Origin of the sequence: Microseira sp. BLCC-F43, from assembly GCF_041929235.1 — a bacterium.
Taxonomy (GTDB): domain Bacteria; phylum Cyanobacteriota; class Cyanobacteriia; order Cyanobacteriales; family Aerosakkonemataceae; genus Microseira.
Genome location: NZ_JBHFNP010000130.1, coordinates 15,126 through 39,937 on the forward strand (window position 1 = coordinate 15,126; position 24,812 = coordinate 39,937).

The 24,812-nt window shown below is 45.1% G+C and carries 17 protein-coding genes; 5 read left to right on the forward strand and 12 right to left on the reverse strand.

Translation table 11 applies throughout. The features are described 5' to 3' along the window. Nucleotides 1-18: 18 nt before the first annotated feature. From ACE1CM_RS18050 to ACE1CM_RS18065, 4 genes are all read right to left on the reverse strand, one after another. Nucleotides 19-561, reverse strand: a complete 543-nt coding sequence (locus ACE1CM_RS18050; protein ID WP_374878993.1) for an NUDIX hydrolase — start codon at nt 559-561, stop codon at nt 19-21. Nucleotides 562-582: 21 nt separating this feature from the next. Beyond that, nucleotides 583-1,230: a hypothetical protein gene (locus ACE1CM_RS18055; RefSeq protein WP_374878995.1), complete on the reverse strand. Its 648-nt coding sequence runs from the start codon at nt 1,228-1,230 to the stop codon at nt 583-585. A gap of 170 nt (nt 1,231-1,400) precedes the next feature. Next, a complete protein-coding gene (locus ACE1CM_RS18060) occupies nt 1,401-3,179 on the reverse strand; it encodes an N-acetylmuramoyl-L-alanine amidase (RefSeq protein ID WP_374879055.1) in 1,779 nt (592 codons plus the stop codon). A gap of 60 nt (nt 3,180-3,239) precedes the next feature. Beyond that, entirely contained in the window at nt 3,240-3,812 is a 573-nt protein-coding gene (locus ACE1CM_RS18065; protein WP_374878997.1) for a pyridoxamine 5'-phosphate oxidase family protein, read from the reverse strand. A gap of 56 nt (nt 3,813-3,868) precedes the next feature. Between ACE1CM_RS18065 and ACE1CM_RS18070 the strand changes: the two genes are divergently transcribed. The 3 genes from ACE1CM_RS18070 to ACE1CM_RS18080 all read left to right on the forward strand — a co-directional run bounded on the left by ACE1CM_RS18070 (nt 3,869) and on the right by ACE1CM_RS18080 (nt 6,930). Then, nucleotides 3,869-4,027, forward strand: a complete 159-nt coding sequence (locus ACE1CM_RS18070) for a hypothetical protein (protein WP_374878998.1) — start codon at nt 3,869-3,871, stop codon at nt 4,025-4,027. A gap of 476 nt (nt 4,028-4,503) precedes the next feature. Beyond that, entirely contained in the window at nt 4,504-6,243 is a 1,740-nt protein-coding gene (locus ACE1CM_RS18075; RefSeq protein ID WP_374879000.1) for a CTP synthase, read from the forward strand. A 267-nt stretch (nt 6,244-6,510) separates the two neighbouring features. Further along, nucleotides 6,511-6,930 (forward strand): hypothetical protein, encoded by a 420-nt coding sequence (locus ACE1CM_RS18080; RefSeq protein WP_374879001.1) that lies wholly within the window; start codon nt 6,511-6,513, stop codon nt 6,928-6,930. A gap of 127 nt (nt 6,931-7,057) precedes the next feature. On the opposite strand, the gene ACE1CM_RS18085 is transcribed toward ACE1CM_RS18080, so the two are convergent. From ACE1CM_RS18085 to ACE1CM_RS18095, 3 genes are all read right to left on the reverse strand, one after another. Further along, the gene (locus ACE1CM_RS18085; protein ID WP_374879003.1) at nt 7,058-7,948 is read right to left on the reverse strand and encodes an ROK family protein; all 891 of its coding nucleotides are present in this window, start codon (nt 7,946-7,948) and stop codon (nt 7,058-7,060) included. 324 nt (nt 7,949-8,272) lie between these two features. Further along, nucleotides 8,273-9,139: an ABC transporter permease gene (locus ACE1CM_RS18090; RefSeq protein ID WP_374879005.1), complete on the reverse strand. Its 867-nt coding sequence runs from the start codon at nt 9,137-9,139 to the stop codon at nt 8,273-8,275. A gap of 50 nt (nt 9,140-9,189) precedes the next feature. Continuing rightward, on the reverse strand, nt 9,190-12,411 hold the full coding sequence (locus ACE1CM_RS18095) for a TylF/MycF/NovP-related O-methyltransferase (protein WP_374879006.1): 3,222 nt from the start codon (nt 12,409-12,411) through the stop codon (nt 9,190-9,192). Nucleotides 12,412-12,509: 98 nt separating this feature from the next. Here ACE1CM_RS18095 and ACE1CM_RS18100 point away from each other — a divergent pair, with 98 nt between their 5' ends. After that, a complete protein-coding gene (locus ACE1CM_RS18100; RefSeq protein ID WP_374879008.1) occupies nt 12,510-14,702 on the forward strand; it encodes a glycosyltransferase 61 family protein in 2,193 nt (730 codons plus the stop codon). Between the two features lie 4 nt (nt 14,703-14,706). Here the strand turns inward: ACE1CM_RS18100 and ACE1CM_RS18105 are convergent, their stop codons facing one another. The 3 genes from ACE1CM_RS18105 to rplU form a co-directional block, all read right to left on the reverse strand. Continuing rightward, nucleotides 14,707-15,858 carry a glycosyltransferase gene (locus ACE1CM_RS18105; protein ID WP_374879010.1) on the reverse strand — a complete coding sequence of 384 codons (1,152 nt, stop codon included), beginning with the start codon at nt 15,856-15,858 and terminating at the stop codon, nt 14,707-14,709. Between the two features lie 580 nt (nt 15,859-16,438). Next, a complete protein-coding gene (gene rpmA, locus ACE1CM_RS18110) occupies nt 16,439-16,714 on the reverse strand; it encodes a 50S ribosomal protein L27 (protein ID WP_226589053.1) in 276 nt (91 codons plus the stop codon). A 30-nt stretch (nt 16,715-16,744) separates the two neighbouring features. After that, nucleotides 16,745-17,143, reverse strand: coding sequence for a 50S ribosomal protein L21 (rplU, locus tag ACE1CM_RS18115; RefSeq protein WP_226589055.1), 399 nt, complete (start codon nt 17,141-17,143; stop codon nt 16,745-16,747). A 434-nt stretch (nt 17,144-17,577) separates the two neighbouring features. Between rplU and ACE1CM_RS18120 the strand changes: the two genes are divergently transcribed. Continuing rightward, on the forward strand, nt 17,578-20,160 hold the full coding sequence (locus ACE1CM_RS18120) for a pentapeptide repeat-containing protein (protein WP_374879012.1): 2,583 nt from the start codon (nt 17,578-17,580) through the stop codon (nt 20,158-20,160). Nucleotides 20,161-20,900: 740 nt separating this feature from the next. On the opposite strand, the gene ACE1CM_RS18125 is transcribed toward ACE1CM_RS18120, so the two are convergent. Then, nucleotides 20,901-21,359 carry a Crp/Fnr family transcriptional regulator gene (locus ACE1CM_RS18125; protein WP_374879013.1) on the reverse strand — a complete coding sequence of 153 codons (459 nt, stop codon included), beginning with the start codon at nt 21,357-21,359 and terminating at the stop codon, nt 20,901-20,903. 219 nt (nt 21,360-21,578) lie between these two features. Then, entirely contained in the window at nt 21,579-24,590 is a 3,012-nt protein-coding gene (locus tag ACE1CM_RS18130) for an Npt1/Npt2 family nucleotide transporter (RefSeq protein ID WP_374879015.1), read from the reverse strand. Between the last annotated feature and the right edge of the window lie 222 nt (nt 24,591-24,812).

Below are 24,812 nucleotides of genomic sequence, written 5' to 3' on the forward strand. Positions count from 1 at the left end.
CAAGCGGCGATTTACCTCCTATTTTAATTGACTTAATCCTAAAAAAATGGCTGCCAAGGTTCCAGCAACTCGGATTTCTCCTTGAGCTATCTTTTCCATGACTTGAGAAACCGGCACTAATACCACTTCAATCTCTTCTGTAGCGTCTAGCTGCTGAAATCCCGATGGTCGAACATCTCTCGCTAAAAACAGATGAATCGTATTAGTATCTTTAATCGGATTATCATAAAGCTTCCCCAAAGGAATCATCTCTTGGGGAATATAACCAGTTTCTTCTTCGAGTTCTCGTCGCGCTGCGGTTTCGGCGCTTTCTAATTTTGGATTAAAACTTCCGGCGGGAAGTTCTAATAATATTTCACCTGTTGCGTGTCTGTATTGCCGCACAAAAACAATTTCTTGCTTGCCAGTTATTGCCAATGTTAAAACTATATCCGGACGCACCAGGACAAAGAAATCATCGATTCTTTTACCATTTGGCAATTCTACTTCATCTTGCCTTATTTTGAACCAGTGATTGTCAAAAACAAATTTTGAATTGAGAATTTTCCACTTTTCAATCATAAGTCGTTTGTAGTAAGGACTTCAGTCCTGATTTTCGAGTTGCTGAAGACTGTTGTCCTCACTAACAACTGATTGTAAACCTTGTCGTAGAGTTAGACCAGCTTTAGTTGCCAGTTCGTGTGCCGCCTGATGGGCAGCCATTAAAACTATATTAAACCCTTCTGGTTGTAACTCTTGTAAAGATATAATTTTACAGGGCTGCGAACGCAAAAATAAATCCGCTAATTCTTTTAACGGCGGTGACTGTAATTCTTTAATATATCGTTGAGCATTTTTCAGCCCCAATTCAATCACCAAAAGTTTAATTTGAAGCGTATTAACCGCAGTATTATCGCTGAGCAAACAAATGGATTTTTGCCCAATTTTATTTGCCACTGCTGACAACCCTTTAATCGCTGCCAAAATTTCGGCATTCGTCGAGTTTTCGCTGGTTTCCAAAGCATAGCTATATTGTTGCCAGTCGAGACTGAAATTGTTTTTATCTGATTCTATATCAAATAACGAACGTTGCAAAATAACGACACCAGCGCCCGAACCAACTGCATCTAGGGGTGCGGGATGTCCGCCATCAACAACTACCCAAATATCAGGTTCAAAAGTTTTCAACAAGCTGATACCTGTTCGTTCTTGGGGAGTGACAGCGCGTTCGATTTCCGTTTCATAATTCATGGGTAATTGGTCATTGGTAATTGGTCATTGGTAATTGGCTAATTAACGCAATTTGCTAGTTATAAACTTCGCCGTTAATTGCTAATTGCTAATTGCTCTTGTATTTTTACCAATCTAGCCATTAACCATTAGCCATTAGCTGTTATGTATGAGATAACTAGCAACTTGAGTTAATTAGTAATAGCAAACCATTCGGCGATACCATCAGCGATCGCGCCTGCCAATCTCCTTTGTTCTGCAGGATTCATCAACCATTCAAACTCAAAAGGATTGCTCATAAATCCCAACTCCAATAATACAGATGGGGCGGATGCGGGACGCGCGAGGGCGAGGTTATTCCAAAACACACCGTAGGAAGGACGATTGAGTTTTCCCACCAAACGATCGTGCAAAAACATCGATAAACTATGAGCTTGGGGATGATACCAAAACATGCCGATGCCTTTAGTATTAAAAGCGTTGCCGTTGTCGGGTAAGGAATTATAGTGAATCGAGAGAGCGATCGCCGGTTCCACTCTATCAATTATCGCCACCCGTTCTGGTAAAGACAAAGTTCGATCGTCTTCCCGCGTCATGATTACGGTCGCACCCCGCGCTACCAATTCGTCGCGAATCAGTTTCGCTACGGTCAGGTTAACATCTTTTTCCAAATAACCCGTAGGTCCCGCTGCCCCAGATTCCCTCCCCCCATGTCCCGGATCTAGTAATATTTTAATTCCTGAGAGGGGTTTTTCTTGTGGGGTAGGCATCTTGCCTGCCCCTGGGGGAGGATAGCGCAGCGTTAATACTAAACTCGTGCCATCGTATCGCAGTTTATAACCCCACTGCTGCTGGGATTTCAGGTTAAAAGTATATTGCACTCGATCGGGTGCAATTTGTTGCCAATCGAGGCGAGAAATAATCGGATCGTCATCTTGGCGAATAATATCGGTTTGGGCGGTAGTGTTGTGGAGAGTCAGGGTGAGAATGCGATCGCCCTGTTGTACGCTGACGGGTACGGGAACTTGCAGCGGAAACACCACTTCTGTCGCCCCAGCAACGCGACGAGTTGTGATGCTGCGAATAATAGAACGCGGCGGGACCGAAGTTTGAGAAATCCGCACTTCTTCTTTATTTATCCATCCGCCGTAGTCGAGTCGCACCCACTCGCCTTCTCTCCCAGTAATCGATGCTTGGGTTCCTTTTGGTAGCGGAGTTAGGCGAGAATAATCAGTACCGGGTCCCGTTCTGGCAATTCCCCCATCCACAATCACCTCGGCAATTTCTAGTTGAGTCGGCGAGAGAATTTTGATATTACCTTGCCCGATTTCGCTAATTGTTTTGCCGTTTATGGTTAGTTCAAACTGGGGACGTCCCAATTCGGCGGGGGACTCCGCCGTCGCACATCCTCGATAGTTACTGCTGCGCCGGAGGTTTTGAGTCGTGACTGAATTGGGCAGATTTTGTCCAACTAAGGCGGCAGAATTGGCAGGCAGAATAACCTTGGCAGGTTGAGCAGTTAAAGGAATTGTTTGATTGCCCAATTTTACATTTACCGTGGCATTGGCGGGAGCGATCGCGCTAAAACAAATCGCTTCTCCCGGCATTCTGGCAATATCCACCCTTGGGGTTAAAGAATCTTTTCCAAATGCCAACCCTACCGGAGAATTTGGTTGTGTCGATAACCGGGTTACTTTAATTCGTCGTTGTTGGTTTCGGTAGCGAAACGTAAAGACATTATCTCCGATTCTCAGGGGAAAGCTGGGAGCAAAATGACCCGCCGGACTCCGTTGAATTGTCTTGCCATTTACCCGAACTCTTCCCGAAGGCGGGGCAGTTCCAATAAAGAAAATCCGGTCAGATGTCGTTCTGTGATTATGCGGCGGATACGCCAAGTAAAGAGGTTGTGCTGCCAAGGTTGGAGAAGCGATTACAGTTGCGATTGTGACTAATCCTAATATTTTTTGCATTTTTTTGCTCATTGCTAATTGCTCATTGCTAATTGCTCATAACCTATTATCCATTAGCCATTAGCCATTAGCATCTTCAAAAATATTTGTGGGAAATCCATCAATACTTGTTTGGTTTTTCTCGCGCCAATATGCCGCAATTCCCCCTTCTCCTTTCTTTTTTGCCCATTCTATCAAGCTGGGTCTTTCTGCTTTAAATTCGTACAGCGGTACGCCATAACCGCAAGAAGTTTGAATCCCATCAATATCCATTACGATAATTTGACGTTCTCCCGGTGTTGGTGCAAATAATTCATAGTAATTATCCCATTCTTTATGTCTGGGAGCAATTACCCGTCCCCGTCCGTAAAGGCGCAGAATTAAAGGCTTTTCTGTAAAGCTGCAAAACATAATCGTCATTCTACCCTTGTTCGGAGGATCTGCCTGGGAATTTAAATGTGCTGCGGTTTCATTGCCACTGCCAGTTAAATCTAGATAGGCAACCGTTCTATTATCAATGCAGCGAAACGTATCTATGCCTTTAGGGGATAAATTAATCCGTCCCGACTTGGGGGCAGTGGCTGTGAAAAATAATTTTTGCTCTGAAATAAAATTTTGCAAATCTTCATTCAAATTAGAGTAAAACTTAGCCATTGTAAAAACCTCGTAAACTACACTAGAAACGAGACAAAAAGCAAAACGGGTAATTTGTGAAATTTTCACGTCTCAAAGTTCCTAGAAACCGGGTTTCTAGGGAACCCGGTTTCTGTCGTCAGTCCTATAAAATTCAAAATTGGGTAACATGGATTAGTTTTGGTTGGCGGGGTGCGAAGGCAGGTGATACAGGCAGTGCTGGCGTGGGGTATTAGTACACGCTGCCCAACGGTCAACAATGTGGCAGAATGAACGGGGTGGCATAGGAATTGAGTCTACTTTTAAGCATTCTTTGACACTCCTCTGCCTGAAGGCGAGAGGATTCTTTAAAAAGGAGATATCCACCGTTGGACATTGCGAGAACCACAACTCCCAAGACCGTAGTTACTCGAATCTCGCGTGTTGTGCGATACGCGGTGCCAATTGCGACTACTCTCTCCGGTGTTGCCACGATTGAGGCTACTTTTGAGTATGCTGATTGCTTCACTCGCTCTAAGTCTTTACTTATAGAGGCTGGGGCTAGAGTGCAATGCACCAAACAGACCATTTCAGGCTATCGTCTTTTAATTAGATGTCCCACCACGGGGAGTCTCACCCACCTTTAAGGTCTTTGTGGCAACCTTAATTGTACCTGAAGTCCACAAAATGTAAAGCCGTGCTTCTAGCACGGGGTTTATACCCAATTTTTCTGATGACTAAGTTTGTCTTTGTAACCGGCGGTGTTGTTTCCAGTATCGGCAAGGGAATTGTGGCGTCGAGTTTAGGACGCCTGCTGAAGTCGCGAGATTATTCAGTCTCGATATTAAAACTCGACCCATATATTAACGTCGATCCGGGAACGATGAGTCCGTTTCAGCACGGGGAAGTATTCGTCACCGAAGATGGTGCTGAAACAGACTTGGACTTGGGACACTACGAACGCTTCACCGATACTTCGATGTCGCGCCTCAACAGCGTTACCACAGGGTCAATTTATCAGGCAGTAATTAATAAAGAAAGGCGGGGCGACTATCAGGGTGGTACGGTTCAAGTCATTCCCCACATCACGAACGAAATTAAAGAACGCATACGGCGAGTGGCAACAAATACAAATCCGGATGTAGTAATCACGGAAATAGGCGGCACGGTGGGAGATATTGAATCGTTACCTTTTTTGGAAGCAATTCGCCAGTTCCGTAAAGATGTGGGGCGGCAAAACGTGCTGTACATGCACGTAACGCTGGTACCTTGGATACAGTCGGCGGGAGAAATGAAAACCAAACCGACGCAGCATTCGGTGAAAGAATTGCGCTCGATAGGGATACAACCGGAGATTTTAGTATGCCGGAGCGATCGCCCTATATCCCCAGGATTAAAGCAAAAACTGTCGGAATTCTGCGACGTACCAGTTGAGCAGGTGATTAACGCTTGCGATGCCAATACAATTTACGAAGTGCCGCTGATGATGGAACGGGAAGGACTAGCGCAGCAGGCGCTGGATTTATTGCAACTCGAACAACGCCAACCCGATTTAAGGCAGTGGCAAACTTTAGTAGACCGATTGTATCGCCCGACAAACCGGATTGAAATCGCGATCGTGGGGAAATATGTCCGATTAAGCGATGCTTACCTTTCTGTAGTAGAATCCCTGCGCCATGCTTCGATCGCCCTAGGGGGCGAGTTAAACCTGCGGTGGGTAAACTCAGAAGATATTGAAGTAAACGGCCCAGAGCGCTATCTTGAAGGTGTCCAGGGCTTAGTAGTACCTGGAGGATTTGGTATCAGGGGCGTCGATGGTAAGATTGCAGCGGTGAAATACGCGCGCGATCGTCAACTTCCGTTTTTAGGTTTGTGTTTAGGAATGCAGTGTTGTGTAATAGAGTGGGCGCGTAACGTGGCAGGTTTAAAAGATGCCAATAGCGCTGAATTTGCCCCCGATACTCCCAATCCCGTCATCAACCTGTTGCCGGAACAGCACGATGTGGTAGAGTTGGGCGGCACCATGCGGCTGGGTTTGTATCCTTGCCGCTTGGGATCGAATACCCTGGCAAGTCGTCTGTATCAGCGGGAAGTGGTTTACGAACGCCACCGTCACCGCTATGAATTTAATAATGCCTATCGCAACTTGTTTCTAGAAAGCGGGTATGCCATCAGCGGCACTTCTCCCGATGGGCGCTTGGTGGAAATTATCGAACTCCCCAATCATCCCTTCTTTATTGCCACGCAATTTCACCCAGAATTTCAATCCCGCCCCAGCAATCCCCACCCCTTGTTTAAAGGGTTTATTTCTGCGGCGTTAGTCAAAGTTGACCAACGCGCTAATGGGAAGGCGAACGAAGAAGTTGAAACAACAGATTCAACTTCGGCGCCGGATGTAGTGTCTGGGGAAAAGATAGAAATTATCGATGGGAATCCAAACTCAACTTTGAAGGCGATCGCTGAATTATCCTAGCTATGCTGAGCTACTGCTACCTAAAAAACCGTCACGAGCTATTGTAAAAAGCGGCAAATTATGCTTACCCTGCCAATAGCTCGCTTTACGATCGGAAACAAACTTGTTGCATCTGAGACAGGACTTAGGCAAGGGCGTTGCCAGAAACCCGGTTTCGACCTTTATCTCTGGTTCCCTTTCCCAAGGATTTTTCGTAGAAACCGGGAACTTGCGCGTAAGTCCTGTGAGAGTCAAGCGCGTGGGAAATTGCGGTTGTGAGGAAATAGCGTGACGTATTGGATCAAAATCAGTTACGAGAGGAATCAATATGTAATCAATCTCGACCGTGTGAGTGCTTTTGTTTATGAGCCAAACGGGACGCTAAAATTTTGGTTACCAGATAATGGCTTTCCCATCGTTCTCAACCCCCAAGCTAACCCAGAAGCTCATCAAAAAGTGCTGGCGTATATTAAAGAGGTGAGGGGGCAGGTTTTCGACGATTATTGGGTAGAAATCAACTATGAAAGAAATAAATATCTGGTAAACCTCAAGTGCATCAGTTCTTTTGCATCTGAACCGAACGGCAGGATAACATTTTGGTTGCCCGATGGCGCAATCCCGATTGTTATCAACCCCCAAAGTAGCAAAGAAGACTACCAAAAAGTCATCAAGTACATTCAACGGGAAACTGGACATTCTTTACCTTGAATGGGTAATTGGTAATTGCTAATTGGTAATTGGTAATTGCTAATTGCTAATTGCTAATTGCTAATTGCTAAGGGAAATTTTTCCCTATTACGCTTCCACGCCTTATGCCTGGGAACGCCATTACCTATTACCTATTACCTATTACCTGTTGCGCTAATTTCGCCGCACCGACCATTCCCGCAGAATTACCCAAGTCTGCGGGTAACAATTGCAACCGGGCGCGTGAACTGGGTAAAACCCGACGTTCGATTTCGGCGATCGCAGAGGGAAAGAAAAACTGGGCACTAGCACTCACCCCGCCGCCAATTACAACCGCTTCCGGCGCCAAAATGTAGATCGAACTGGTTAAACCAATACCTAAATCTCGTCCGTAGTTGCGCCAAAATTCCAACGCGAAAGCATCGCCTGCTTTGGCGAGTTTGCCCAATTCTTCCGGTTCCATCCCGGTACGGCGGCGAATTGCTACAACCGAGACATATTGTTCTAAAGAACCTTGATTGCCGCTGTTACAAGGTGGACCATCGGGATTTAACGTCACCAATCCCAACTCACCCGCAGCACCTTGATGTCCGACAAACAATTTTCCCTCTAGAATAATTGCGCCGCCGACACCCGTCCCCAAGGTGAGTAAAATAAAGTTGCGAAATCGACGCCCCGCCCCTAACCAAGCTTCTCCCAATCCGGCACAATTAGCATCGTTGGCGATAATTGTAGGTAATCCAGTTCTTGCTTCTAACCAATCTGCCAGGGGAATATTCTGCCAACCATCTAAATTAATTCCTACGATGGCAATTCTACCAGCGGCATCGGCGGGACCCGGAGTACCAACGCCAATTGCTCGCGCATTTTTGTGCGGATCGATTTGAGCGATTGCATCTACCATCGCATCTAAAACCGCTGCCGGTGTCGCCGGATTGGGTGTGGGTATTGTTAGGGACTGCAAGCAGTTCCCATCTCGATCAAACCGCCCCAGTTTAATCGCCGTTCCTCCTAAATCGATGCCAATAATTTCTGTCATTGGTAATTGGTAATTGGTAATTGGTAATGGGTGATTGGTAATATCATGTCCGTTGAATTGCCCATAATAAAAAAACCTCAAAGAGTCGTTGCGTAGGGACACGGCATCATAGGTATATCGGACAAACAGATAACTTTGAGCGTGCCGTGTCCCGGCGTCTTTTTATGGGTAATCGACCGGACATAATATAATTGGTAATTGGTTAAATTTATTCAAGGCTTTAGTCCTCAATCATAAAGCTTCAAGGGCTAAAATCCTTACTACAAATAATATTTTTGCCACAAGTCTATTACCAATTACCAATTACCAATTACCCATTACCCACTACCTTTTTCTCGGATCGACAAACTCGCTTAACCCTTCTCCCACCAAAGATAATCCTACAACCATCAGGGTTAAAGCTAAACCGGGGAACATTGCCGTCCACCAAACGCCGGTAGGTAACGCTTCTAGGGCTAATTTTAAATCGTGTCCCCACTCTGGCACTTCGTCGGGGAGTCCCAATCCCAAAAATCCCAAACCTCCCAAGGTTAAAATTGCATCGGCGGCGTTGAGGGTGAAGAGTACCGGCACGCTTTGAATTACGTTTAAAAACAGATAGCGGGATAAAACCGTCCAGGTGTTGGCGCCCATTGCTTGCGCCGCTTCGACGAACATTTCGGTTTTGACGCTGACCGTGTGGTTGCGGACGACGCGATAGTATTGCGGGATGTATGAGATGCTGAGCGCGATTGCGGCATTCAAAACCCCTCGCCCCACTACAAACGCCAGCGTTACTGACAGTAACAACCCCGGCAGCGTATAAATTGTATCCATCAAAAACAATAGCACTCGGTCTAATCTGCCGCCCAGATAACCGCTGACTAAACCCAACGGCACGCCAACAACCAGACTCAGCATCGTCGCCAAAATCACCACTTGCAGCGCCGCTTGGCTGCCAAACAGCGTACGGGAGAACACATCGTATCCTTGGTTACTCGTACCAAACCAATAACTGGGTGAAGGCGGTTCGTGAATCGGGTTAGAGAGCGACTCCGTAGGGTTTTGCAGCCATCCCCAGGCTTGAAAAGTTGGTGCAAAAATGGCTACCAGTACGAACGCGAAGGTGATGACAAGTCCCACTAGGAGAAACTGCATCGAAAGATTAGGACGGCTAAAAAAACGGGGTAAAGAAAGTTTAGAAAGATTCATCGATCGCTAAAACTAGCTATTTCCAGGGTTTCTATGAAAAATCGTCGCTTTCAAACTACAGATCTACGCAGAAACCCGGTTTCTAGGGTTGTCGTGGGTAAGTCCTGTATTTCACAAGATGGTACAGTTTCAAGTCCCGATGCTGTTATTGCCATACGGTTTTCATTGTTCATGATAATTCGGGTATGTATATGGGGACGCAACGCTTCCCATTGGTTTTGCTCTCCCCCCTGATGACTGACGAATGAAATTTCCGGTGATTCATCCACATCTAACTCTTCTTCATACAAAATTTTCATCACTACATCAGAAATCGCTAAATCTGCGGATTCTTGAGAAATATTGCTGATGTCTACGAGGAGAGTGATGTGATTCCTCTCAGGATGAGTCAGCAACACTCTGATGATGTTGTCCAATTCTTCCAGCAGTAATTCTTCAGGTTGAGTCCAGTCTGGGAATATTATCAAGTTTATTGCTCTTAAATTCAACTCTGGAATTTTTTCCATCCGCGCCAACATCGCTGCGGCAGTGACTAACCCCGGTAATAATTTTAAGGTAGCGCGGGCAACTTTTTCTGCTAAGACTGTATCGCCCATTTTCTCCGCTGCTTCCGCCAAGTACCAAATAGTACGCCAGCGTTCCGATTCCGAAACAGTTGCATCTGCTTTGCGAAACCACACTCCCGTATCGTCAATTCTCGCCAGGGGAAATGACATATTTTGAGAACGTTCAAACTCGTGTATTGCTTTCCGACAACCTTCCCAAAAACCATAATCGTCGATTTGGATAACTCCGTCATCTACAACTTGAGCAAACAGGTTATTAAATATATCCATCGTTGATTCATACCAATCCCCATCAGCGTGAAGTAAAGCAATATCAGCTATTTTTGATTTAGACTCAGGCAATGTTGAGGCAAACAATCCCTGGACGGGTACGACGATATCTCCCACATCCAAAGCTTGACAAACAACATCTAAACCCTCAATAATTGGCGCTTTTAAAGTACCAACTCCCAAACCCGTGTCATTCGCAGGTATTCCGTTGTGTTTATCAACATCAGTAGGGTCGGGCATTCCCTCAAATGTATCAAAAGCATACAAGATTCGGGGACGCAAACTATAGCGTTTGATTGCGAATGCTAGCAGCGCTGCACTTCCGCCTTTGCAAGTGCCGCACTCAACAAAATTTCCCGGAATATCATCTCTACAAATTTGCCGCGCCAAGGTATATAAAGAAAATAATCGAGCTTCGCTTAACAGGGTGAATGGTCGAATTGCTGCAAGCAGGTTTTGGAATTCATCTATTTCGCGAGCGCTCAATCCTCTATGTCCCGATTTTGCTAGTAAGTAGTGCTTGAGACTAGCTTCAAAATCTCCGGTGTGCCAATAAAGCTGGCTCAGGTATTTATTGGCTATCCCAGAACTGGGATTAAGTTTCCCTGCATTTTTAAAAGCCACTAATGCCCGGTTAAAATACCCTTGCATAAAAAACTCCCTTCCCTGTTGGTTGAATTCAATGGCTTGCTTAACATCTACTGCTTCATTAATATTAAGCTGCCTAACTTCTGACTCTACTTTGTCAACTAGCTTAATTAACCGATCCACACTAAAATCTTGTTTACTTATTTGTGGTTTATTCGTCCCGCTAACTGGATGATGTTGCAAATGTTCGGGTAAATGCCATTCTATCTTCGGGTCTGGTTGATGAATAACTGGTTCGACGTTGCCTCGCCATGCCACTCCCATAATTTGCATCGTTTGATAAATCATCGTATTCCATCCCCTTTGCTTCAGGTAATCTAAACCTTGGGCAACATCGGGGGAAGCTAAATCGTGAAACAGAATTAAAGCATCTGTTTCAGCCAATCTTTCGCAGATAATAGCATCATTCAAAGGGCCTGGTGCGTCGTGATTTCCATCAATAAAAATTAACGACCACTTATCTCCAATAGCGGCTACTTCTTCGACTTTTTCAGGACTATAACCGGGGATGAGTCTAACCGAATCAAGCACGCCAGCAGCTTGAAGTGAGTTGCTGACACTTTCATAGAATTCTGGTTTTCCTAATATCGGATCGATAACGTCTAACTCAACGCCTCCCAAGGCTAAATGACAAGCTGACCAACCCATCCAACAGCCTATTTCTAAAGCTTTTTTCCCTTTAAATTTGCTCGCCGTATTATAAAGAATATGCGCTTCATCCCTACTGACAAATTCTATGTATGGATGTCGCTTATCTGCGTACCAGTTATGGGGAATTTCTCGCCGCAGATAAGGCCAACGACAACCACTGGTATCCCCAACAATCATATTGGGAAAACAGCGATCTGGCTGAATGATTTTAAATCCTGGCGACACATAATCTCCTACGGGAAGCGAGTTGTTTGAAACCAAAAATATTGATTCTAATTTAGGGGAATAAAGTAGGTTTAATTCAATTACATCTCGGTCAGTTGTTTTCAGTTTAATCTGTTTTTCTTTGTCAGGTCCTGACAGGTGCAATATGCCGATAGGCGTGTGAGGCAAATAGGGTTCTACAAAGCAGGAATTTTCTTTATCCCAACTGGGAAAAGCATGGTGATAAGTCCAGTTGCACCAAGCTGGAAGCATCTCGGTTTTGTCGAACAATCCCCCCTGATAAACAGACAAATTGATCGCGAACTGATCGGTCATTAAAGAAACAGATTGCTGCAATCCCCGATGCAGAAATTCTGCCCAAACTTCCCAGTGAGGCGCGTCTTTGTGGAGTGCAAAAACCCCTGCATTTAGTACGGGATAGCTATAGAAATTTTCTGCGACTTCCTCGCCAAAAGCCTCTTGATATTTGTTATAAACCCATTGCCACCAAAATTTACGGAGTCCCCCGTACTGGATCTCGCTACCCCGGTCAATTTCGGGAACAATAGCTAATCCTCCACGTTTTGCCGCTTGAACCAATAAATCAATAGCTTTCCAATCTTGTACCCAAGCATCTGCATCTATCCACAGATAGATGTCAAAATTGGGAAAGTATTTTCGCAAAAAAGGACGTGCTAACAAACCTTTGAGATGAGTCGGTGCTTCATTAATGTTTGGAAAGTTAAACTCCCAATCAGGCTGTTTAATTATATTGACTCGTTCCTCTAGCCATTGCAGCTGTTCTGGTGTGCAACCTAGATCGAAGAATCCAATTATCGCATTTCGCCCCTGTGGTTTTTCTCGGATAGATAAAACAGTGCCTTGAACCAGTTCAAAGTAGTTTGCATTCGCCGCAGTGATAATAATTTCCACAGGAGTCCCCGATCTGCTTTCACAGGCTTGCTTGGGTCGTCTTTATTTTACCACGCTTGCGACCCAGTGCTTAAGAGATTGTCAAAATATGAGGTTTGATGCCACACTGGAAGGATGTTTATTTGCCAATTTTAGTTAGGTTATATATGGATATCGATAAAATACAACAACAACTATCCGCCTACCTAGCTCAAGGTTATTATGATGAAGCGATCGCTCTTTGCGAACAAGGCATTAATACTGACCCGACTATAACGTTAAACTACTGGTATCTGGGAATAGCAATGCTATTGCAAGGGGAAGAAACAGAAGCCCAAGCTATTTGGCTATCAGCTATAACTCAGGTCGTTCCAGATGAAATGGATGCAGTAACGGCGGAACTATTACAAGTATTACAAACCGCAGCCATCCAATTTTTAGATAACCGAGAATTCCAGAAATCAGAGATAATATACTGGCAAATACTAGAATTAGATTCTAATAATTACCCAGTTTACTACAATTTAGGAAATGCTCTAGCGCAGCAGGGAAATTTCGATGCAGCGATCGACTGTTGGCAAAATGCGATCGCGATCAAACCTGACTATGTGGAAGCTTACGAAGAGTGGGGAAGTGTTTGTCAAAAATTAGAAGATTTTGAAACTGCTATCGCTTGCTATTCAAAAGCTTTAGAACTCAAACCAGATAATTATCAAACAGCTTACAATCTAGGGCTTTGCTTTTCTTTTATAGCGATGGTGTCAGAAGCGATCGCTTGTTTTCAAAACGCCATTCAACTCAAACCAGACTCCACCCAACCCTACGGCGATCTGGGATATCTTCTCCTGCAAAAAGGTCAACTCGATGGCGCAATTAAATTGTTTAATCAAGCCATCCCAGTAAGTTTCCTAGAATCTTACCTGAAAAACCAAGAACAATCCAATGAAGTATTTAAAGATAACGCCTGTTTCTTAAAATATTTACACCTTCAGCCTTATTCTTTTGACACCTTCTTGTATTTAGCTAAAATCATCGACAGAACAGATACTTTGTCAGCCTTAGCAAGGGAAATTTATCAAAAAGCCCTGGAATTTAACCCGGATGCCGATATTATTTTAAGCCAACAAAGTCAGCTAGATAATTCTACAGAAACATCACAAGAATTCCTATCGTTTGAACCGCCAAAATATTTTTATGAATCCACCTTATATTGGGCAAAAACCTCTAATTTAGAAAAAAAATATCTAAATATTTATCCGAAGAGTAAACTTTATTTAACTCCCCCTAAAACACCAGAAAATACGATACATTTTAGCTTTAGATTCGGGAGTCAAGTTGAATTACCAGCTAGCTTTGTCGCCCTAGTACCAGAGGGACGTTTCTGGTTAAATAAAAAACAGGATAAAAGTGCCGTCATCGCCGCCGATAATAAACTGTTAGGAGATATTTCCCCAGACTTTCCAGTTTTAAGTCCAGGACATCCAGATAAACATCCCAGCAAACATTCTATTTTTTCTGTAGGTAAATTACCGCCTATTCAGAGGATAGATGGAACCGTATCAGTTTTAGCAGGACTCTTAAACGACACATATTTTCATTGGATGTTTGATATCCTACCCCGGATTGAATTACTCGATAAAAGCGGTATAGACATAGCTAGTATCGATAGATTTTTAGTCAGCAGTCGTCTAGATTTTCAAAAAGAAACCCTCAAAGCACTAGGAATTCCAGAAACAAAAATCCTAGAAACTGATGAATATTCTCACATCCAAGCGACAACCTTAGTCGTTCCATCTTTTCCCAGTAGCTTAGCTTGGATGCCAAAATGGGCATGTAATTTTTTGCGAAGTAAATTTTTAAATAAAAAACATATTGAAACCGAAAAAATAGAGCGGATATATATTAGCCGTAAAGAAACTGCAAATCGCAGAATTATCAATGAAGATGAAATCGTAAGCTGTTTAACTAAATACGGTTTTATAAACGTCATCCTTGAATCAATGACAGTAGTTGAACAAGCCGCCTTGTTAGCTCATGCTAAAGTTGTAGTAGCGCCTCACGGCGGTGGTTTGACTAATACTGTCTTCTGCAATCCTGGAACTAAGGTAATAGAGATTTTTTCACCGAATTACGTCTATCCTTGTTATTGGCTGATTAGCAATCAAATCGGTCTAGAATATTACTATTTATTAGGGGAAAATCCGGAAGGATTCTATTTACATAAACTTTTATACCCAGACGCAAGACTGGAAGATATTTTTGTTAATGTAAATCAATTGTTAAAAATTCTGCGATTTGCCGGAGCAATTTAGAAAGCTAAGCATCTGTTGCGAACGATTGTTTAATTTCATTTATTCTTTCCTGAGCGGGCGCAAAGTCTGGAGCAAATGCCAACGCCATTTCAAATGCTACTAATGCATCCTGCGGGCGTTTCATTTCCAGGTAGGTACAACCGATATTATAGGCAGGATAGGTAGTTAGGAAACTGATTTCAAAAGGTTCTCCTATATAATAATCCTCGTTTTGACCCAATTTTATACAATTCTCAAAATAAGCGATTGCTCCCAAGGGAAATCCTAAATCTTTTAGTATTTCACCGGCAAGATGATTGAGTGGAGGATAATTAGGACACCATTCAAGTCCTCGCTGGCAAAGCAATCTGGCTGTTTCATAATCTTTGTTTTCAAAATATTGCGTCCCTAACAAATGAAGTAAGGTAGCAATCCAGAAAAGATCCTCTGGTGGGTTTCCATCCATCAAATGGGGTGAAAGCTTATCTAAAATTTCTGCATAACATTCTTCAGCTTTCTCTGTCTGCTCAATCCGGTTATACTTGCTTGCGAGACAATCCAAATGCCATAGACTAAAACCTTCTTCTTCTCGCATTCGTTCCAGTATGGGAATATCGCGATTTATAAGTTTTTGTCTCACCTTATCTGGAGAGATATTTCCATAATGCAGTATTTTAACTCCCTCTAATTGGCTGACAGTTATCTTGGTATTTGGATAGTTGATCTGCTCGTGAAAGCGGGATATATATTTCAGACCTGGTAAGTTACGAAATAGTCTTCCATGAAAACCACCTTTGAGGTTTTTTATATTCGCATGTAACAAGACCATTCCATAAATTGTTACTTGAGGATTTGCCGCTAGCTGGTCTTGCCAATTTTCTGTTTCAACTACTAACTCTTCATCTGCATCTAATACCAGAATCCAGTCACCAGATGCCTGGGAAATAGAGTAATTGCGAGCCGCTGCAAAATCATCGCACCACTCGAAATAACTCACTTTCGCTCCATAGTTAAGAGCAATTTCAGGTGTTCCATCAGAAGAGCCAGTATCTACTACAATCATTTCATCAACATAAGGTTTAGCGCTAGCCAAACACCTTGCCAAATTTTCTTTTTCATTTTTGACTATCATGCAAAGTGACAAAAAAGGTTTGGCTATTGGCTCTATTTCTTTCATCCGGTTTACCTAAATTTTTGAGTTTTTCTGGAGATTTTTACCGACGTGTTATTGCTGTCAGCCCGCTTTAATTAAATTGGATATATTATAGCTATGACTTAGACAAAGAAACAAAGGGCGCTCCGAAAAATCGTTGGTTTGGCAACCAGAGATATGCCTCCCTTCCGCTTCGCGAACGACGGTCTCACCTTTGTTTCTGGCCTCGTGGTGCGTAAGTCCTGATAGCTATTCTAGTAGCTAACGGTCAAAAACCCGGTTGCTTTAACAATACCTTCGCCAAATTAGGCGAGGTTGACACAGCGCTTTGCCCTCTGAACTTGTCCTCAGCAGGAAATCTGCTGAAAAATCTGAGCTAGTTTTACTGGCTCAGGTTTTTGTGGCAGCAATTTTATTAACCAGGATTGAAACAATTTTAAACACCCACACCAGCAGCTCATTTCCATCCCGCTGAGGCGGTCAAACTATTTTGCACCAGCCATCTAGAGAGGCTTTTCACCCAAAATCCCACCCAAGAGGGTGGGATTTTGGCGAAGGTATTGTTTGAGAAACCGGGTTTCTGCGAGAGTTGCACTAGATGTGACTAGCTAGCAGCAACAGGCGCTGGGACGGGGTAAACACTCACCTGTTTGCGAGTTCTATCCTTTCTTTCAAACGTGACAACGCCGTCAATCAGGGAAAATAGGGTATCGTCGCAGCCAATACCCACATTCTTACCGGGGTGAAACTTCTTCCCGCGCTGACGCACCAGGATATTACCAGCGCGAACAGTTTGACCGCCGTAGCGCTTGACGCCCAAACGCTGGGCATTTGAGTCACGTCCGTTGCGAGTACTACCAGTACCTTTCTTGTGAGCCATGATATCCTCCGCTATTCCTATTCTTTACTATTATTCCGCAGTTGCTTCAGCTGCTTCTGGTGCTGCTTCTGGTGCTGGAGTTGCTGCTGCTTCCTTGGCGGCTAAAACAGCACCATTCATGCTGATTGAGTCAATCATTAGGCGGGTGATTTCCTGGCGGTGTCCCCGTTTTTTGCGAGTTTTCTTCTTGGGCTTCATCTTGTAGACCAAAACTTTGCGCCCGCGAAAATGCCGCATCACCGTGCCTTGTACCGTCGCGCCTTCAACCCAAGGCTGACCGATATTAACGCCGCCATCATGCTGAACGAACAAAACTTTATCGATAGTGACTTGCGAGTTTGCTTCGTCCTTCAGCAGTTCGATATCGTAGAAGCGGCCTGGTTCGACGCGCAGTTGTTTGCCGCCGGTTTCAATAATTGCGTAAGTCATGATATTTTTCTAGAGTTGCCGTACAGGTAGCTTTTTGGGTAATTGGTAATGGGTAATTAGTAATGGGTAATAGTTTGTTGCCAATTACCGATTACCTATAACCGATTGCCAAACAGCTTTGTAATGTCTCGACCTGATCCGAGCAGGAATGGACACAATCTACTATTATTTCTGATTTGAGGCTGGTTTGTCAAGCGAGGGCTATAAAGTAGGGTGCGTTAGGCGGTAGCCGTAACGCACCACATTTCTACCAGGACTGACGCAAACACCAAAGTTTCTCTGAAAAATCTTCGACTGGGAACCAGAGATATACACAGAAACAAACGTGATAGGTTCCGAAGTGCGTAAGTCCTGTCTACAAAATTCGGGTAGGGTTGTTTCTGGAAAGCAAGCCGATACAGCGGTATCTATTTTAATTGGGTAGATAAATAACAATGGCAACACAGCTTAAAAAGATTTGGCAATTTTTGCAGAAAGACGTGCGGGAATTATGGCAACCTACAGAAGCAGCAGAGTTTGGTGCAGAAGTTTCCAAAGCAGTTTTGGAATTTGCAATTGCAGTAGGTTTATTAGTCGCGCCTCCAGTTGCTGCTGTTGCGGCGGGACTTTCGTTTGTGGGAATAGCCACGAGAGGGATAAAACTTTACCGGGAAAAGGTCAATAAACAGCCAACCTTAGAAGAATTCGTCGCCATTGCTTCTCCCCTCGCTTATCTAGAAAGCTTAAACGAGTTGGCGCAAACCAACGATCTATTAAAGCAAATTGGCACAATTTCTATCTCCGAACCGATTAAACAGCAGATGGAAAAACTGCGAGAATTTCACCTCGATGAAAATCTAGCTAAAAACGCCCTCCAGTGCTTCCCAAAATCAGAATTAGCCCAAGTTTTAAATCAGCTGTTCTCAACCCAGCTTCAACAAGCAGGAATTGATAAAAATCATGCCCAAATTTTAACGGCTTGGGTTGCTTGGGGAACGCCTAAATACTTGAAACCAGCCACAGCAGAAATACCTGATTCTGTCAAGCAGTTGGCGGAAGTTTATTTAACTGGACAGCAGCCGGATAAATACGACAGCATCGACGCTTATTTGAAACAGCGGATTGCCACAAAACCCCTGGAAACAGTATTTGATGAAACCTTTATCTTTCAGGATATTTATGTGCCATTGAAAGCGAGGCGTTTAGATGGAAATGGCAAGCCGTATGAGGAAGAACCCATCGATTTAGAAACTTGGGCAAAGGAAATGCTGGATAAACCAGATAAAGTAATGTTTATCCAAGGCGGGCCAGGGCGAGGGAAAAGCGTATTTTGTCGGATGTTTGCCGATTGGGTGAGACAGCATTTACATCCTATTTGGACGCCCATTTTGATTCGCTTGCGGGATATCAGAACGCTGGAAAATAGTTTGGAAGCAACTTGGCGAACTCAACTACAAAACTTGGATTTTGTCAATAGCGATGCGGGTTGGTTGACCGATAAAAATACCCGATTTTTGTTTTTGCTAGATGGCTTTGATGAATTGCTGATGGCAGGACGCGCCGGGGGCGGATTAAAAGAATTTCTCCAACAAATTGCCGATTTTCAGCGCAATTATAACCAGCCTCCTGCTGTCGGACATCGGGTTTTGATTACAGGGCGACCCTTGGCGCTGCAAGGCATTGAACGGCTGATGCCAAGTAATTTAGAACGAGTAGAAATTGAGTTGATGGACGACTCAATTCAGCAGCAGTGGTTTAGGCAATGGTCAGCACAAGTTGGCGAGTCTGAAAGTCTGGAATTTCAGAGCTTTTTACAAAATCCAAGTTGTCCAGATCGGGTCAAGCAATTAGCGCGAGAGCCGCTATTACTTTATCTTTTGGCAAGGATGCACCGGGATAAAAATTTGAACGTTCAAATGTTTGAGGCAGTCAGTGGGGCGGGAGCCAAAATTCGCGTTTATGAGCAGTCGGTCAACTGGGTATTGGAAAAACAGCGGCAAAATGAAAATTTTCGCTTAACCGGATTGTCAACAGAAGATTTGCGTCGCATTTTGCAAGAAGCGGCGCTGTGCGTGGTGCAATCTGGTGGTGAATCAGCCAAAATTACGATGTTGGAAGACCGCCTAAATCGCCTACTCGCTAAGTTAATTGAACAAGCTAAAAATACAGCCGGAGAGAAGGCAATCAATAATGCTTTAGCAGCTTTCTACCTCCAGCCATGTGAAGGAGATAGAGGCGGGGCGGTGGAATTTACCCATAAGAGTTTTGGAGAGTTTTTGTTTGCCCAGTTGCTGAAAGAAAGTTTGGAGGAATGGACAGAAACCGACAGGCGGAGGGGTTACAAGCTCAAAGATGAGGATCTGTACAAAGAAATTTATGACTTACTGGGCTATGGTGGGTTAACGCCAGAGATTGTGGAATACTTGATGGCATTGTTGGATGCTAGCGCTGAATTTAAACCCGTGGAACTGTTCCAACGTCTAGAAGATTTTTATCTCCAATGGTGTGAGGGAGAGTTTATTGACCAAGAAACAGAAACCCTGCCGCAGAAAAAGGTACAACAATTGAAAAAGTATTGGCAAGATTCAAATATCCGGTTGGGACAGCGACAGGTGGATATTTATGCAGGGTTGAATGGGATGATTTTGCTTTTGGAGTTGAATCGCTATGCTCAGTCGAAAGATGATTTAAAAGACAAAATAGCTTTCCATCCTTGTGGGGAAAAGGATTCTGATAGTTTTGATGAATTGCGACTACACCGGATTATCAGCTACAGCAATTGTATTGGTATTGAGGATTTTTCAGTGATAGTTGGACCATTCCTCAATAGCGCAAACCTCTATGGTGTAATCCTCTATGGTGTAAACCTCAATGGCGTAAACCTCAATAGCGCAAATATCATTGATTCAACCCTCTATGGTGTAAACCTCAATGGCGCAGACCTCAATGGCGCAAATCTGGATGGTGTAAGCCTTACTGGTGCAAACTTCAATGGTATAGATCTTAAAAACATTACTTGGGATGAAGATACGAAATAAGATGATGTCCAGGGGCTGGAGACAGCAGAGAATGTCCCAGAAGCGTTACAGCAGCATCTGGGGATGGTGTAGAGGCTTCAGGGAGTGCGATCGCTCTCGCGGAAGGGAGGCATATCGCTCTTCAACCCCATAACAGCATAAGCTCACGCATATTTTGGGGAAATGCGTGAGCCTGTATCATTATCGATTGGTCGGGGCGGGTTTATTTGAGATATCCGTTTCCACCAGAAATGGTGCAATCTCTCTCTTCTTCTTCCTTCGCGCCCTTTGCGTCTTCGCGGTTCAATTCTGCCTTCACAAAGCAGAAGCTCACGCATATTTTTACGAGATGCGTGAGCCTGTGTGATTATCGGTTGGTCGGGGCGGGTTTATTTGATATCATGTCCGGTCGATTACCCATAATTAGGAGTAGGGGCACGGCATTATTAACGTTATCTGTTTGTCCGAGATATCTATAATGCCGTGCCCCTACGCAACGACGCGGTGAGGTTTTTTTATTATGGGCAATTCAACAAACATGATATGACATATCTGTTTCCACCAGAAATGGTTGGTAAAACCCGCCCCTACAGGATGAATTTTGTCTTGGGGTAGAGCGAGAAATCTCTATCTACCTCTTCCTCTGCGTCCTCTGCGTCTTGGCGGTTCAATTCTGCCTTCACAAAGCAGAAGCTCACGCATATTTTGGGGAAATGCGATCGCATAAAAATTAAAATACGATACCGATAATCAATTAGCAATTAGCCCACCAATTTTTTCTCCTCCGCAGGTGCAGGTGCGTTTAACTTTTGATTCAACTCGCGAATGCGGCGGGAAAGCAGGCGAATAATATTAACAGCAATTCCCGGCGTTTCTTCAATAGCTTCGTAGAGTTGCTGCTGAGTTAGCACCAAACACTCACAGGGTGCCAGGGTAGAAACCGAAGCCGAACGAGGTTCGGCGTCAAATAAAGACATTTCGCCAAAACAGGTTCCGGAACCAAGCTGAGCCAAATCGCGATCGCCGATATGAACGCGGACTTGACCCGAAACGACGATGTAGAGAGCGCGTCCCTCTTGTCCTTGGGTAAAAATAGTATGTTTTGCCGGAAAAGACAACTCCTCCATTACAGAAGCTAGGCGGACGAGAAAATCATCCCGCAGTTCCTGAAAAATGGGGACGCCCCGGACAAATAATAAGCGGTCAACGCTAGTTAACATGCGGATTTGTCATCTACTGAAGGAAATAGCGGTCAGGTGTCAGTGGTAAAAAGTATATTTCTTCTGACAACTGACGGGGGGCGGGTTTAAATAAACTGTCGCTTATTGTATACATGGTTGGTAAAACCCGCCCCTACACAACTGATGGGGGGCGGGTTTAAATAAACTGTCGCCGATCGCGTACATGGTTGGTAAAACCCGCCCCTACACAACTGACAACTACCTACTACCTAACTCTGCCATTATCTCCTGTACTTGTGCAGCTACGAGGCGGTCAGGATCTTGTTGCATCTTGGGTAGTATATCGAGCAGCACCCCAGGGGTAGCTTGTTTGAGGTAAGCGATAACTGCTTCTCGCACGAAGCCGGTAGGATGGCGCAGACAGCCAAGGGAGAGTTCGGGAGCGAGAACCCACTGTTGCACTCTGGCTAAATGGAAACAGCAAGCAGTAGACCAGTCGGACAAAAAGTGGCGCAGGTAGAGCAAGCGGCGGAGGCGATCGCTTGATTCCAGGGGCTGATACGCGACTATCCCGATTAAACTCTGGAGTTTTTCCCGTTCCGAGTGCTGATCGAGGACAGTCAGCAACACCCGTTTGCTGGGAATATCCAAGGTTTGGTCTAATATCTCCAACCCGCGAGCCATGTCAGAGGGCGAACCCGACCGCAAATTGAACGCTGCCGCTTGAATTGTACCCAGACTGTAGAGAAACTTCATCAGTAAAAAACACCGATCCTGTGAATCTGCGATCGCATCTCCCAGGGACCTTCGCAGCAGATCCGCTTCTCGTCCCGTCACTCTTTTTGGACTGATGTCGAGGATGGCGGCGTACATTTGACCCATAAACATCAGTTCTTGGTCGATTAACATTTCTACGCCGCTGCGATCGAGGCGGTCAAGTACGGCTTCGATCCCGGTTTCCTGGGGTAGCTTGAGTAGAATTTGCAGAATGTGGCGTCTGGTATTTCCCCAAGCCGTCATTAGGTTAGACACTAACGTGGTCAAAGCTTCCACAGTACCAATTTCACCGATGACTTCCCAAGCATACCGCCTTACCAAATCTGGCTTGTGAATATTCGTTGCCAGTTCCTTTACCATAGGAATAGCTTCGTTGTCAAGCTTTATTAGCGATCGCATTGCGGGTTCCCGCGTGGACTTGTAATCGAGTCCGCGCAGCAAAGAGGGATAGTACTCTTCCAGGCGAGTTGACCCGATTACTTCCAGGACGGCACAGCGCACGCGCAAAGACTTATCCTGCAATAATTTGGGGATTTGCAGTCGCAGCGCTTGCAAATATTTAGCTTCTCCCAGGGCCCGACAGCCCATTACCCGTTCTTCTTCCTTTTTGCTGGTGAGCATTTGCTGCAATGCTCTGGTGGCTTCCCACTTTTGCTTGGCATTTCCCAGGCGCAACAGCAAGGCGGCTGCGGTGCCCCGCACGGCGGGGTTGACTTCTGGTTGGATATAAGGCTGTAATTGCCGTAGGTCTGGATTTGTCTCGGTCAGCCACAAGTAGCGCAAGGCGATCGCTAGTACGTCTGGTTCGGGATTGGCAGTTTCGAGCATTTTTCTCACATAACTGAGATACAAGGGATTGGGATGAAGCTGCATCACCTCCAAACTCTGGTACTGCAAAGCGGGGGGCAGTGAAGGTAGCAGGGGTCCGAGGACTTCGCCCACATTTTGCCGGTCGATTTGACTTAACAGTTCGATGCAAGAGCGTTTATCGGCTTCGGCGCCCGGTCGCAATAAAGCTTCTAATACGGCTTGCTTGAACACCTTCAAATTGACGTTAGCAACGCCCAGCTGACCTCGTTGGGCGCTCAAGACCAATAAATCTAGATAGCGCGAGCGCAACATCCCGATCAACACCAGCCACGCCAAGGCAGAGATGACGATGGCGCCGATGACGATCCACCCCAGCAGCTGTTGATTTGCTTTCCCAATCACCCCGATAATCAATAAAATAGCCGCCCCGGTCAATCCGGTAGCGATTGGCTCCGAAATGCCTCGCGCTTGCGTCTCAACGCTGCCCCGCTGCTGGTCTGGAATTGGTTGGAATAGAACTGGCCCCGTACTTGCCACCAGAGTATACCTGAGCAGTTCATCGGAAAACTTTAACAGCACCAGACCGATAAACAATTGGTCTATGTTTTGGTGGGCTTGGAGCCATTCTGTTGGGGGGAATAAACTAATCAGGGTATTGATCAATCCGACCAGGGTGAACAACCCCATGCCTGCGATAATCGCGGGTGGGAACATGACGGTGCGAAACACCCCCATCCGTTCGATGGCGCGCCCCGATACAAACCATTGGGTTGCCAGTTCGCACAGCCCTAACACGCCGTTAAACTGAGCCAGGAAGCTGGCTATGTTTTCTTCTTGACCTTTAAACGTTAGCCCCAAGCGCGACTGAAACTGAAAGTCGATTAACAGCACCAATACCTGGGCAATAAAAAAGAATGCCAATAACAACAGCGCGTATTGCCGCAGGGGGCCTTTGAGGCGGCGAGTACGAGTATCGTTGTGGACATCATCTAAAACTCGCTGGGGCGCATCGGGAAACGCCTGCTGGTATTTATGGCTGAGGTACAGCAACAGCATAGCCCCTATGAGGAGGATGAAAAAGGCCGCGAAGATGATATCTTGCACCTTAACTCCAGGCACGCGCAGCAGCAGGGGTAATGAAAAGCCGCTCATTACATCTGCAACCAGGGCGCCGCTGCTAATCAAGGGGAACGTGCGCTTAATTTCTCGAATATTAAATAGCTGGTTAGCTGTAATCGAGGTATTGAGATAATTTAGGGCGTAGGCCGCATCGACCCACAGAGGTAATAAAAATACGGTGATTCGAGCCAGCGCGTCTGGTGTTTGGGCGTCTATATTGCTTAACCCAAAGCGAAATAACAATAGCGGCATCGCGATTAACAACGCGATGACGACGATATACCGACGCAGGGGCAGGATGCTTTGCATCCAAGTGGACAAAAACCCCACGACAATACCCAATCCGGCGCTGGCGATATAAATCCAAGGCAGTTGATCTGCCCCTATAGTTTCTAGGAATAAAGCAACCGTACTAGCTTCTAACCAAAGCAATCCCACTGCGGTGATAGTGTGTCCTGCAAACATCAGCAGCGTGCGATCGCTTTCATCTGGGCGCAGATTCAGCCACTGCAACAGCAGCCGTCCTAATCCACCCCTGAAAAACCCCGGATTTTTTAGTTTCATTTAGCTTTCATTTCCACGCTTGCCCGTGCCTTTTGCAGCCACGCGGCGTCTTCCTACTAGCGATTGAAGAGCATTCAGCGGTCTATTGTCAATTTACCGCTTTGCTTTGTAGATCGTTTTTCTTTGGCAGGCGGCCTTGAATACTGTTGATAGAATGCCCCTCTGGAAGAAAAGCGCTCACCCTGCACGTTCCCGTAGCGGCGGCCTTTAGAGACTAGCCAC